The sequence below is a fragment of the Lujinxingia vulgaris genome (assembly GCF_007997005.1).
Taxonomy (GTDB): domain Bacteria; phylum Myxococcota_A; class Bradymonadia; order Bradymonadales; family Bradymonadaceae; genus Lujinxingia.
In genome coordinates this window covers 74406-88116 of sequence record NZ_VOSL01000055.1, presented here as the reverse complement: position 1 = coordinate 88116, position 13711 = coordinate 74406, and the positions used below count along the sequence as shown (strand labels likewise).

Below are 13711 nucleotides of genomic sequence, written 5' to 3'. Positions count from 1 at the left end.
AAAAGGCCCATCGTTCAGGTGAGCACCAGGTTGTCGCGATGCACGATGACGTCGATCACCGTTGAGCCCGTCGCCTCCTCAATCGCCTCCGAGCGCAGCCCGGCGATCGCGCGGATCTGCGCGGCGCTGTAAGATACAAGCCCCCGCGCGAACACCTCGCCCTCGGGTCCGATGAGCTCCACCAGGCTCCCCGCCTCGAAGTTCCCCTCCACCTTCGTCACGCCGATGGGGAGCAGGCTTGCGCCGCGCTCGCGCAGCGCGCGCATCGCGCCGGCGTCGCAGACGATCCGCCCCTGAGCCCGCGCTCCGTGGTCGATCCAACGTTTGCGCGCGCGCACCGCCCCGCCCTGCCCCGGATCAAAAAAGGTCCCCACCGGCTCCTGCGCCCAGAGCGCAGCGAGCACCCCCGGGCGCTTGCCCGGCGCGATCACGGTGGGGGTGTCGGCGCGCGCGGCGATGCGCGCGGCCATGATCTTCGAGACCATCCCCCCACGCCCCACCCCCGAGGCTGGCGGTCCGGCCCACTGGTCTACGCGCGGATCATCGAGCGCGATCTCCTCGACGCGCGCGCCAAAGCGGCGCTCGCCATCTTCGCCCTCCTCAACCTCGAGCAGCCCCTCCACATCCGAGAGCAGCACCAGAAGATCCGCCCCGAGCAGCGCGGCGCACATCGCGGCGAGCTGATCGTTATCGCCAAAGGTCAGCTCCTCGGTGGCGACCGTGTCGTTCTCGTTGATGATCGGCACCGCGCCGAACGCATGCAGCGTCTCCAGCGCGCTGCGGGCGTTGAGGTAGCGCCCGCGGTCGGCCATATCCTGACGCCCGAGCAGCACCTGGGCCACGTGACGATCGTAGTGACCGAACTCCGCCTCCCACATCTGCATCAGACGCGACTGCCCCAGCGCGGCAAACGCCTGGAGCTCGGCCACCGCACAGGGACCGGGAGCGACGCCCAGGGCCTGCCGCCCCAGCGCGACCGCCCCGGAGGTGACCACAGTGACGCGCACCCCGGCGCTCATCAGGCGATCGAGGTCATCGACCAGCGCGGCAAACGTGCGTCGGTCCACACGACCGCCCTCGCGCATGAAGATCGCGCTGCCGATCTTCACGACCACATGGCCCGCCTCGGTGATCCTTGAGCGTTTCGACATCCTCTTACTCCTCATTCTCAGCGGCCAGCCCGGGGCCAGCCTCAAGCTCGCCGGCGGCGATGCGTTCGTCGAGCCAGGCTTCAACCCGGCGAAGCTCGCGCTGACCGGCCAGAACGTCAAGCGATGTTCGGCTCTCGGGAGCCTCAATGCGCACCGCATCAGGCCCGGGTCGGGCGCATGTTTCAAGCCTCAGATCGAGTTCGCCGCCTTGAGCAAGGGTCAAGTCGGCGCGGAGCACCTGACAGCGCGCCTCCCCGCGGGGCTCCACCTCGACCGAGGCCGAGCGCAGCGTGGCGCGCGCCCGAAGCACCGAGGCCCAGTCCTCGTCGGGGAGGGCCGCCTTCTCCCCGCACCGATACCCGGCGCCTTGCTGCGGCGTGAGCGTCGACTCGGAGGTGGGTGCCCAGCCCTCGGCCAGCGTGCGCATCAACGCTTCGAGCTGCCCGTGCGCCTGCCGACGCGCGCGGGCCAGCGCCGGGCTCGTCACGGGATGCTCCACCGCGCTCCCGGGCCCCACCCACTCCAACGCCTCCTCGGCGGTCCAGGTCCAGCGGCGGGTATGGGTCATCGGCACATCGAGCACATCGGTGGAAGTCGCGTCGATGACGAGCTCACCGCGGCCGGCGGCGTCCTCGCGATAGTTCAGCGTCTCCTCCCAGCGCCGCGCCAACTTCCCCTGGCTAGCGCGCAAGCTCAGCGCGGAGGTGAACGCCACCGGCTCACCGAGGGACCAGCCCGGATCGCAGGCGGCCAGACGCGGCGCGGCGATCTCCCGGGCAACCCGCCGCGCCGCGACTCCGACCTCCAGCGCGCGCAGCGTGCCGACCTTGCCAGCGCGCCCGGGCTGAGCGGTCAGCTCCTCGGGAAGCCCGCCGCGCACACCGCCCCACAGGTGCCAGCCCCACGCTCCAAGCGCGAGCACCGCCACAAGCCCCACCACACACCCCCACGCCTTTGTACGTACCGCTCGCGCGCTCATCGCGCGCAGCCTAGCAACGTCGCGGCCACAAAAAAAGCCGCCCCGCGCAGGCGCGGGGCGGCTTTTTCGGGGCCGGGGCAAGACGCCCCGACCCGCTCAAACGTCAGACCTTAGCTGCAGCCGCTGGTCGAGCCGCAGTTCTGGCACTTATAGCAGGCGCCGGAGCGGACCATGATGCTGCCGCACTCGGAGCAGGGCGGCGCGTCGGCCTGCAGCGTGTACACGCTGGAGGTCTTCTTGCCGGTGGTCGCATCAAAGAGCACCTGACCATCGCGGGCCGAGGCGAAGCCTTCACCCTTCTCGTCGGTGCCGCTCTCGGCACCTTCGGTGCTGGCGCTCGCTTCCTCGTCATCGTCCTGGCCACCGTTGAAGACGATCTTCGTGCTCTCTTCGCTGACCTGCGGCTCGCCGGGGCGCCAGGCCTCGGTGGCGTTCTTGGTCAGGTAGAGGTCGCGCTCGGCGTCGCCCAGAAACTTATCGGCGAGCCAGCGGAAGATGTAGTCGGTGACCGACTTCGCAAAGCGGATCTTCGGGTTGGCGGTGATGCCACTGGGCTCGAAGCGGGTGTGGCTGAACTTGTCGACCATCACCTGCAGGGGCACCCCGTACTGCAGACCCAGCGAGATGGAGGTGGCGAAGCTGTCCATCAGACCGCTGACCACCGAGCCCTCTTTGCTCATCACAATGAAGAGCTCGCCGGGCTGGCCATCTTCGTACATGCCGACGGTGATGTAGCCCTCGTGACCCGCGATCGAGAACTTATGGGTGATCGAGGGGCGCTCGTCGGGAAGACGGCGGCGGCTCTCGGTGGAGCCCCAGACCGGCTGCGCAGCGGCCATCGGCTCGGGCTGAGCCACCGGCGAGCTCGTCTGGGACGTCTTCGCCGAATCGTCGAGCTTCGTGGAGAGAGGCTGGGTGCGCTTGCAGCCGTCGCGGTAGATGGCGACCGCCTTAAGACCCAACTTCCAGGACTCCAGGTAGCAGTCGGCGATGTCTTCGACAGAAGCCTCGTGGGGCAGGTTCACCGTCTTGGAGATCGCGCCGGAGAGGAAGGGTTGCGCCGCAGCCATCATGCGCACATGGCCCATCGGCTTGATGGAGCGTGTGCCGTTCGCCGGCGTAAACGCGCAGTCGAAGACCGGCAGGTGCTCCTCTTTGAGCTCGGGCGCCCCCTCAATGGTGTCGTTCTCCATGAGGTAGTCGATGATCACCTGGCGCTCTTTGGCCTCATACCCCAGGCGCACCAGCGCTTCGGGCACGGTCTGGTTGACGATCTTGAAGTATCCGCCGCCCACGAGCTTCTTGTACTTGATGAGCGCGATGTCCGGCTCAATGCCGGTGGTGTCGCAGTCCATCATAAAGCCAATGGTGCCGGTGGGCGCCAGCACGGTGACCTGGCTGTTGCGGAAGCCGAACTCTTTGCCGGCTTTGAGCGCCTCATCCCAGCTCTGGCGCGCGGCCTTAAGAAGATCGGAGTCGTTCATCGCCGACCACTCATGGGCGATATCTTCGACGGCGGCGCGGTGCTTGCCGATCACGCCGAGCATCGGCTCTTCGTTGATAGGGTAGCCTTCAAAGGGCCCGGTGGTCTGGGCAATCTTCGCCGACTGCGTGTACGCCTGTCCGCACATCAGCGCGGTGATCGCGCCGGCGTAGGCGCGGCCCTCTGGCGAGTCGTAGGGAAGACCGCGGGCCATCAGCAGCGCGCCGATGTTGGCGTAGCCCAGCCCCAGCGGGCGGTAGGCGTGGCTGTTCTTCTCGATGGCCGGGGTGGGGTAGCCGGCGTTGTCGACCAGGATCTCCTGGGCGGTGATCGTCAGGTCGACGGCGGCCTTAAAGCTCTCCACATCAAACTCACCGGCCTCATCGCGGTAGGTCATCAGGTTGAGGCTGGCCAGGTTGCAGGCGGAGTCATTGAGGAACATGTACTCCGAGCAGGGGTTCGAGCCGTAGATGCGGTCGGTGTTCGGGCAGGTGTGCCAGTCGTTGATCGTGGTGTCGTACTGCATGCCGGGATCGCCACAGATCCAGGCCGCGTCCGCGATCTTCTTCATCAGATCACGGGCCGGGAACTCATCGACCACGCGCCCGTCGACCACCGCGTGGGTCTGCCACATCGCGTCGTCTTCGACGGCCTTCATAAAGGCGTCGCTCACGCGCACCGAGTGGTTGGCGTTCTGGAAGAAGATCGAGTCGTACGCGCCACCGGGCACGTTGAAGCCCCCGTCGTAGCCAGCCTCGATCAAGGCCCAGGCCTTCTTCTCTTCGTCGGCCTTGCAGGTCACAAACTCCTGGATGTCGGGGTGATCGACATCGAGCATCACCATCTTGGCCGCGCGACGGGTCTTACCACCCGACTTAATGACGCCGGCAAACGCGTCGTAGCCCTTCATAAAGCTGACCGGGCCGCTGGCGGTGCCCCCGCCACGAAGCTGCTCGCGGCTGGAACGAATCGGCGAGAGGTTGGAGCCGGTGCCGCTGCCCCATTTGAAGAGCATGCCCTCGGTCTTGGCCAGCTCGAGGATCGACTCCATCTGGTCGCTTACCGAGTTGATAAAGCACGCCGAGGCCTGCGGACGCTCTTCCACACCCACGTTGAACCAGACCGGGCTGTTGAAGGCCATCTTCTGGTGAAGCACCAGGTAGGTCAGCTCGGCGCGGAAGATCTCGGCGTCTTCGGGGCTGGCGAAGTAGCCGTCTTTGATGCCCCAGTCGGTGATCGTGTTGGCCACGCGGTCGATCAGCTGACGGATGCTCGTCTCGCGCTGATCGGTGCCCAGGCGCCCCCGAAAGTACTTGGAGACCACCACGTTGGTCGCCATCTGCGACCAGCTCGCCGGCACCTCCACATCGCGTTGTTCAAAGACGAGCTTGCCGGTCTCACTGCCGATCGAGGCGGTGCGCTTCTCCCACTCGACCTCATCGTAAGGATGGACACCGTCCCTGGTGAAGAATCGCTTAAATTTCAGGCCTTTGCCCGTGGGCTTAAACTCCCGCACCTTCCTGGTGGACTGCTTTTTGGTGGCGGGCGTCTCGCTCAGGCTCGGCTCGATCGACGTGGTCATTACTTCCCTCTCCAACGAATGGTGGGTCTCTATCACCCCAATAATCTGAACATAACAACAGCGCTCTGCGTGACCAGCGGACCCGACAACTTTTGCGACGCGTCATCCCAAAAACGCCTCTCAACTCGGACCTGCTCACCACGCTGAAGCGGCTGCTGACTCTATCAACCGTGATCCCTCTGTCAAACGACTTATTCACCTCGATGCCCCAACATCTTGTATACCCACCTCGGGCTATGCCACTAGATATAGGGGCAACCTCTTAAATTTCAAGACCTTAGAGGGGCACCCTTCAAGTCTTGATTGAAGGCGCGAGAGCATACCCTAACGTATTGAATTAGCTGCACTTTTCCACCCCTTCAGCGATCGTGTATCGATCAATGAGCCTTAGACGCGCATCACCGCTGGAGGATCGTCGTATCGACTGCCCCAACCCCCGCGGCGATCGGACTTGCACCCCGCAGACGAACAGGGTTCACTGTCGGCCCCTCCTGGCCAGCGCGCGCAAACGCTGGCCAGGCTGGCGAGCGACCGGGTTTTGACCACGCCACACCGGACTGGAGCGTCCATGCGTAAGATCGTTGTGCTCGGGAGCGGCTTTGCCGGCTACCACGCCGCCCGCACCCTGGAAGACGCGTTGCTTAGCCGCAGCCGCGTAAAACTCACTCTGATCAGCGATCAGAGCTCCTTTGTCTTCAGCCCCCTGCTCTACAATGTGGCCAGCGACGAGCTCGACCCCGGGCATATCACTACCCCGCTGGATGAGGCCTTTGACGCGAGCACCGAAGTGCTGGTGGCCCGCGTTGAGCGCATTGATCTGAAGCGCCGGGTGCTCCAGACCGATCGTGGCGAGGTTGACTTCGATTATCTGATCCTGGCGCCGGGCACCGCACGCGATGAGCAGGCTTTTGAGGGGGCCGAGCGCGCGCTCACCCCGGACTCCGTTCGGCGGGCCGTCGAGATCCGCGATCGTCTGGCGGGGCTCTTCGAGTTTGGCGACCGGAGCCCCTGGCGCTTCGCGGTGGTCGGGGCCAGCACCGACGGAGTGGAGTGGTGCGCAGAGCTCGCCAGCGCCATTGAGGATGTGCGCGCCCGCAACCCGGAGCTCGCCCGCCCCGTGGAGGTCTCACTGATCGAGGCGCGCGATCGCGTCCTGGCGGATCATTCCGAAGAGATGAGCGCGATCGCCACGCGTTATCTCAAACACCTCGGCGTGCGACTGCACACCGGGCGGCGAGTCCTGGCGTTGAGCGAGGAGGGCCTCACGCTGGACGATGGCAGCACGATCAACGCCGCGCACGTCTTTCACCTGGCCGGCCGACGCGGGCACGCCTGGGTGGCAGAATCGGGCCTCCCGGTCAACCAACTCGGGCGCCTGAAGGTCGAGCCCACTCTGCAGGTCGAAGGTCATCGTCGCGTGTACGCCGTGGGTGATGCGGCGGATCTTCCCGGGACATCGCCGCGCAACGCGCAGGTGGCGATGCAGGCCGGGCGCCAGGCCGCCCAGAACCTGCTGGCGGACCTGGTCGGCCGCGCGCGCCGACCCTTTGTGTACGAAGATCGCGGCGACTTTGTGACGCTGGGGCGCGCCAACGCCGCCCTCGACCTTTTGGGGCGCGCTTTTGAGGGACGGGCCGCCTGGCTGGCCTACCGCCTCTATTTCACGGCGCTGATGCCCCAGGCCTTCCAGAAAGCGCTCCTGTTGATGGACTGGATCGCGCTCCGTGCCTCTCGCCCCGACTGGGAGCAGCGCCCGGCCGCGCTGGAGAGCGACGCGCTGAAGACATCCCCGGGCGACGGCAGCGCGACGTGAGCGACGCGGCCTCGGCTGCACGCACCATCCAAAACAAAAAAACGCCCCCGCCGCTTCGGCCGGGGGCGTTTCTCTGTGTGACATCGTACGGCGCTTACTGACGCATCCGCTCCAGCTCGAGTTTGAGCTGCTCTTCCGGGGTCAGCTCCTCGCCATCATCCTCATCGGCGGCCGCTTCTTCTTCTGCGGGCTCCGGTTCAGGCTCGGGTTCGGGCTCAGGCTCGGGCTGCGCGATCTCAATGGTGCGCGCCGGCTCGGGCTCGGGCTCAGGTTCCGCCACAACCTCGGGCTCAGGCTCGGGAGTCGGCTCGGGCTCGGGAGCAGGCGCGGGACGCTCGACCTTCTTCACCGGGCGCCGGCGCTCTCGCACCTCGGGCTCAGGCTCGGGAGTCGGCTCGGGCTCAGGAGCTGCGGCGGGCTGTGCAGCCTGCTCAACTTCTGCGGGCTCTTCAGCGCTCTCTTCCTCCGGAGCTTCGACTGCCTCTTCGCCGGCGAGCTCGTCATCTTCGGGCACCTCGTCGGCGGGGGCTTCCACACCGGGTTCGCCGGCCTCTTCTTCACCCTGCGGAGCGGGAGCCTCGTCGGCACCCGCCTCGTCAATGGCCGCCGGCTGCTCGTCGGCCGCCGGCGCTTCGGGCACCGCCTGCGCCGCACCGGAGGCAGGCGTCGCAGCGCCCGGACCCACGGTGAAGTACCAGGCCGCGCCGCCGGCGAGTCCGAGCACGATGATGAGCACCAGCACAATCCCGATCTTCGAGCCGCCTTCTTTCTTCGCGGGCGCGGCCACCGGAGCAGGCGTGGGCACGGGGGCACGGCGGGGCTCGACCTTCGGTTCAGCGACCTCCGGCGTGGGCGCCACCGCGGCCGGTTCCGCCGCAGGCTCCTCATCGCCAAAGAGCGCCGCCTCATCCAGAGCGGGCGCCGCGGCAACCTCCGGCTCGTCGCCATCCTCATCGTCGAAGAGCTCATCTTCCATCGGAGCGCTCGCTGCGGCGACCTCTTTGGTCGGCTCCGGCTCCGCGTCATCTTCCTTCGCCACGGGCGCCTCGGCCAGCGCGAGGTCGTCGTCCTCAAGCGCATCCGCCTCGGGCAGAGGACCGGGTGCCGGTGTCAGCTCCACCGCCGCCTGCGACGCTTCCTCGGCATCCCCGAACAGATCGCCGGAGGCGTCCATCGAGGTCAGCGAGGGTTCTGCGCTCTCCGCGTTCTCGGTCTCCCCCAGCGGCACGCCGGCGCCACTCTCGGGCTCGAGTGCGGCCTCCGGCTCATCGCCGGCCATGCCAAAAAGAGGCGTCCCATCGTGGGGACACACGTCGATGGCTTCTTCGAAATTTCGCCCGCAAGTGGTGCAAAAGCGCATACCTTGTGGCCTCCTGTCGTGACCGTCTCCGCTCCCCGGGGCAGCGTCATCTGGTCGTCTAATACCTTCGCAAGGCCGGGCCACCATAACCCATTGTTCAGGTGGCGACAACTTGGCGCGTACGCCTTCACTGCCCCCCGGAGCGCAAAAAGGCCGAGGGGACTCCCTCGGCCTTTTTGCCACGCTCGTACATCGTCTGAGCAGCGTGCGCGCTCGGCGCGCACGCCTTCAAACTCAGTTGGCGTTGTAGTTCACGCTGTAGTCACGCTCGTGCACCGAACCTTCGATCTTACCGGCGGCGCCGGACGAGGTCAGCTTACCGGTGACGGTGACGGTGTCGCCGCCGCGCTCACCGCTGGCAGAGATGTTGCCATCGGTGGAGACTTCGCCGCTGAAAGGAATGGCGAAGGCAGCGCCTTCACGATCACCGCGGATCTGACCGCTGACCTTGAAGTCCGGGCGGACCATCATGCGGATGGAGGCACCGTCGAAGCCACCACCACCGAAGTTACCGCTCATCGCGCCGGTCTTGGCGGGCATGGGCTTGGCCGGGGCTTTCTTGGCGGCGGAGCCCTCTTCGGCTGCAGCTTCCTCACCGGCGGCTTCTTCGCCTTCGGCGGCACCGGCTTCGGCCAGCGACTCGGCCAGCTCTGCGGTGCAGTTCTCCATGCGGGTCTCAATGGCCATCTTCACGCTCTCGCGCTCGGCCATCTGCTCCTGGGCGGCGTTGAAGCTCTCTTCGGTGAAGCCGTAGCGCGGGTAGATCTCGTTTTTGATCTCGGTGGCGCGCGCCGGGTCTTCGATCTGCGCGTTGACGCAGGTCACTTCAAAGGCAGCGTTGACGTACATGTCTTCGTTGACTTCGGCAGCCTCTTCTTCCTCAGCGGCCTCCTCCTCCGGAGCAGCTTCCTCTTCGGTGGGCTCTTCGGGGGCGGCTTCTTCGGTGGTGGCGGGCTCTTCGGCCGGCTTATCACAACCCGAGAAGACCAGTCCGGCGCTCGCCAGGGCGACGATCAACAATTGAATTCCACGCTTCATGAATCTCTCCTTCATTCGAATTCACATCAGGAAACCCGGTACATGCCCTGCCATCAGGACCCGCTCCGGAACCGAGCTTGCCGCAACCTTGGTCGCGCCGGGCAAGCCATACATACGTCAAGGCTCGCCCCTACATCGAACAATACGCGGCCAATGCGGCGCATACTATGCTCGCGCTCTCTGGACTGTCAATTCCAACGCACCATAAGGCGATCGCGGCTTCATCAGGGCCCTTGATGCAAAAGGGCCCGAAGAGAGACATCCTCGCGGTCGACGATGACTCCCTTCGGGCCCTTGCCTCGACGGGGCGCAACCCCGTCGAGTGACGCATGCTTCAGCGACGGCGACGCCGCCAGACCATCACGCCGGCCGCAGCCAGCAACCACAGCGGCACACCGCTCTGGCCCTGGCCGGGGACCGTCGCGCAGGAGCTGCCCAGGGCAAGCCCGCCACCGCCGTACATCTGCAGCGCCTCGGCGACGTTGATGCCGCGCTCCTCGGTGGTGACGTTGCCGGCCTCATCGCGTGCGCTGACCTCGATGGTGTGCTCGCCGGGCTCAACATCCTCCGGCAGGCTCACCGACCACTGGCCATCCTCGCCGACGACCACCGTGTCGATGACCTCGCCGTCGAGTTCGACCTCAATGACCGCGCCCGGCTCGGCGCTGCCGCTGATCGTGCGCTCATCCTCATAGAGGACCTGACCCTCGGTCGGCGAGTCGACGGTGAGCTCGGGGGCGCTGAGGTCAACCTCAATGGCGACCTCCGCTTCGGTGCGGATGCCCGCATCCTCGGCGACGACTTCGATGACATGTTGCCCTTCATCCAGCGCATCGTCCGGGGTGTAGCTCCACTGACCGTTGGCGTCGGCCTCCACTTCGGCCACCTCATCACCATCGATGATGATGGCGATCGTAGCGCCGGGCGCCGCGCTACCCGAGATCTCGGGGCTGGCCTCGTTGGTCAACGCCCCGTCAACCGGCGCGTCAATGATCACGGCGGTGGTGGAGGTGTCGATGGTCACCTCGACCCGGTCCTCACGCACACCCGAGGGCGATTCGACCGATGCGCCGAGGCTAAACTCGCCATCTTCAAGCGCCTCCTCAAGCTGATAGCTCCACTGCCCCAGATCGTCGGCGACGGTCTCACCGACCTCTTCGCCATCGACCAGGATGGTGACAGTCGCGCCCGGCTCGGCGCTGCCGCTGAGCGTGGGGGTGGAGGTGCGCACCAGGTCGCCTTCGGCCGGCGCGTCGATCTGCACGCCGTCGGTGCTGTCGACCGAGAAGTCGACAACCTCTTCACTCATGTTGCCGGCCTCGTCGGTGGCGGTCACACGCAGCTCGTAAACACCTTCATCCAGAGGCGCATCGAACTCGAAGCTGTACGCGCCGCTCTCGTCGGCGACCGTCGTGCCCACGATCTCATCGTTGATAATGATCTCAATGATATCGCCCGGCTCGGCCTGCCCCTCAACGCGCTCGGGCGACTCGGTGTAGCGCACATCCTGCTCCGGGGAGTCGACGGTGAGCACCGGAGCGACGGTGTCGATCACCACAATGATGGTGTCATCGCTGCGACCGTCGTCGGCCACGATTTCGTACTGCCCATCTTCAAGCGGCTCGTCCAGCGTAACGCTCCAGTCGCCGTTGCTGTCGACGGTCACCGTGGCGACCTCGTCGCCGTCGATCGAGATGGCAACCTCAGCGCCCGGCTCACCCACGCCGCTGAGCGTGGGGGCGTTCTCAGACGTGACACTCTCATCCAGCGGCTCGATGATCGTGAGCTGCGCGGTGCAAAGCTCACCGTCGCCCACAAAGCCCGGCAGGCAGGTGCAGCTGAAGCTGCCATCGGTGTCGGCGCAGCTGGCCTGAGCGTGGCAGGTGTCGGTGTCGAGCGCGCATTCGTCGACGTTGACGCAGCTCTCGCCATCGAACTCATAGCCTTCCTCGCAGGCACAGCTGTACGAGCCGTCGGCGTCGCTGCACTGACCCGGCCCGCAGATACCGGGCGTCTCGGTGCATTCGTCCACATTGACGCAGCTGGTTCCGTCAAACGCGTAGCCTTCCTCGCAGCTGCAGCTGTACGAGCCATCGGCGTCGCTGCACTGGCCCGGCCCACAAACGCCAGGCGTCTCGGTGCACTCGTCCACATTGACGCAGCTGGTTCCGTCGAACGCGTAGCCTTCCTCGCAGCTGCAGCTGTACGAGCCATCGGCGTCGCTGCACTGCCCCGGACCACAGATGCCGGGCGTCTCGGTGCATTCGTCCACATTGACGCAGCTTGTTCCGTCGAACGCGTAACCTTCCTCGCAGCTGCAGCTGTACGAGCCATCGGCGTCGCTGCACTGACCCGGCCCGCAGATGCCGGGCGTCTCGGTGCATTCGTCCACATTGACACAGCTGGTTCCGTCAAACGCGTAGCCTTCCTCGCAGCTGCAGCTGTACGAGCCGTCTGCGTCGTTGCACTGACCCGGACCACAGACGCCAGGCGTCTCGACGCATTCGTCGATATCGACGCAGCTGGTTCCGTCGAACGCATAGCCCGCCTCACAGGCGCAGGCATAGCTGCCGCCGGTGTTGGAGCAAGTGCCCGGCCCGCAGATCGAGGCGTCTTCGGCGCACTCATTGATATCGGCGCAGGCGCCGTCGACAAGCTCATAGCCCGCCGCGCAGGAGCAGGCGTAGCTGCCGGTGGAGTTCGAGCAGGTTCCGCCCTCGCCACAGATGCCAGGCGTCTCGACGCATTCGTTCACATCAACGCAGGTGGTGCCGTCGAAGGTGTAGCCGGCGTCGCAGGCGCAGTCATAACTTCCACTGGTATCGCTGCACTGACCTTCACCACAGATGTCCGGCGTCTCGACGCATTCGTTGATGTTGACGCAGGTCGTGCCGTCAAACTCAAAGCCCGCATCGCAGACGCAGTCGTAGGCGCCCACGTTGTCGAGACACTGCCCGGGACCGCAGATCGCGGCGTCTTCGGCGCATTCATCGACGTTGACGCAGGTCGTGCCGTCGAACTCAAAGCCCGCATCGCAGGCGCAGCTGTAGGAGCCTTCGGAGTCGCTGCACTGGCCCTGGCCGCAGATCGCCGGATTCTCGGTGCACTCGTCGATATCGACGCAGGTCGTGCCGTCAAACTCATAACCCGAGTCACAGGCGCACTCATAAGAACCGCCGATGTTATTGCATTGCCCCGCACCGCAGAGGCCCGAAGTCTGCGCACATTCGTCGATGTCGACGCAACCGCCCGGGACCGCGCTCACCGTGCAGGTGCCATCGCCCTGGGCGTTGTTCGGATCGTTGTTGCACAGCGGCGTGCCGGTGTAGCCCGCCGGGCAGCTCGGGGTGCCTCCCACAAACTGATCGCCATCGCATTGCTCGGTGGCCGCATCCAGGTAGCCGTCGCCGCAGACGCTGAAGGTGCAAAGCGGCGTGCAACCCGGACCGCCGTCGCACTCCTCACACACATCGACAAAACCGTCGCCGCAGGTGGGAAGTTGGCCCTCGGCCACCTGAAACTCAAAGAGGCCAGGGGTCCCGGTGTTGCTCAGGTTCACCAGATCGAGCATCGCCGCGGTGCCACTTCCGGGCACCGCCACCGCGTTGTCGGTGTCGCCGGCATCAATGCCACCGACCGCCGGGGTGCCGCCCAGCCCGCCACTTCCGTCGCTGGCGTCACCGGTGGTCCACTCCAGGCGGTTGTAGCGAAACTGCACGTCGTAGGTATCCGCTCCCTCGCACTGGCCCGCGGTGTTGCGCAGCACGATCTGGAAGCTGTTTAATTTGTCCGTTCTGCGGTCGTAATATCCGACGTTCTCCCAGGTGATCAGCACCCGCTGGTTGGCGGGATCACTGCAGAAGTAGATATCCCCCTGCCCCGAGCTCATGTCGACGTCGGCGAAATAGGGCGCGATGGTGGCCTGCGTCAGCCCGGGGATCGCTTCCGGGGTGTAGGTCGACAGGGCATTCTCAAAGGTAACGTTACCGTTGATGTTGACCCAGGCTTCGGTGAAAAGCACCCCGAGTACATTCATGCCTGAGGGAAAGACCTCGGAGATGGAGATTTCAATCGACCCATCATCCAGGTTGCCCGTCACAGAGGACAGCAGACTGGTTCCGTACCCACCACCGGGGCACTCTAACATGGGGGCGCTGGCAAGGGCCGGCGCGGCGAATAGCGTACTTGTCAGCGCCGCGGCGCCGAGGCCTGCGGCGAGTTTTCGAAACATCATAAATGGCCCCTGCGAGATGTCCTGGGATGGGTCAACTGTCCGTAGCCGGCAGCCGCCACGGATGTGGCGGC

General features: G+C 65.8%; 7 protein-coding genes. 1 reads left to right on the top strand and 6 read right to left on the bottom strand.

The features are described from left to right. Positions 1 to 14: 14 nt before the first annotated feature. The 3 genes from proB to FRC96_RS14225 all read right to left on the bottom strand — a co-directional run bounded on the left by proB (position 15) and on the right by FRC96_RS14225 (position 5195). Positions 15 to 1151 (bottom strand): glutamate 5-kinase, encoded by a 1137-nt coding sequence (gene proB, locus FRC96_RS14230; RefSeq protein ID WP_230470269.1) that lies wholly within the window; start codon positions 1149 to 1151, stop codon positions 15 to 17. A gap of 4 nt (positions 1152 to 1155) precedes the next feature. After that, entirely contained in the window at positions 1156 to 2130 is a 975-nt protein-coding gene (locus FRC96_RS22205; RefSeq protein ID WP_230470268.1) for a hypothetical protein, read from the bottom strand. A 110-nt stretch (positions 2131 to 2240) separates the two neighbouring features. Further along, positions 2241 to 5195 carry a vitamin B12-dependent ribonucleotide reductase gene (locus FRC96_RS14225; RefSeq protein WP_146975314.1) on the bottom strand — a complete coding sequence of 985 codons (2955 nt, stop codon included), beginning with the start codon at positions 5193 to 5195 and terminating at the stop codon, positions 2241 to 2243. A gap of 568 nt (positions 5196 to 5763) precedes the next feature. On the opposite strand from FRC96_RS14225, the gene FRC96_RS14220 reads away from it, so the two are divergent. Beyond that, positions 5764 to 7008, top strand: a complete 1245-nt coding sequence (locus tag FRC96_RS14220) for an NAD(P)/FAD-dependent oxidoreductase (protein ID WP_146975312.1) — start codon at positions 5764 to 5766, stop codon at positions 7006 to 7008. A gap of 94 nt (positions 7009 to 7102) precedes the next feature. Here FRC96_RS14220 and FRC96_RS14215 read toward each other — a convergent pair whose 3' ends face one another. From FRC96_RS14215 to FRC96_RS14205, 3 genes are all read right to left on the bottom strand, one after another. Further along, positions 7103 to 8368, bottom strand: coding sequence for a hypothetical protein (locus tag FRC96_RS14215; RefSeq protein WP_146975310.1), 1266 nt, complete (start codon positions 8366 to 8368; stop codon positions 7103 to 7105). Positions 8369 to 8602: 234 nt separating this feature from the next. Further along, the gene (locus tag FRC96_RS22200; protein ID WP_230470267.1) at positions 8603 to 9406 is read right to left on the bottom strand and encodes a hypothetical protein; all 804 of its coding nucleotides are present in this window, start codon (positions 9404 to 9406) and stop codon (positions 8603 to 8605) included. Between the two features lie 334 nt (positions 9407 to 9740). Then, positions 9741 to 13442 (bottom strand): Ig-like domain-containing protein, encoded by a 3702-nt coding sequence (locus FRC96_RS14205; RefSeq protein ID WP_230470266.1) that lies wholly within the window; start codon positions 13440 to 13442, stop codon positions 9741 to 9743. Between the last annotated feature and the right edge of the window lie 269 nt (positions 13443 to 13711).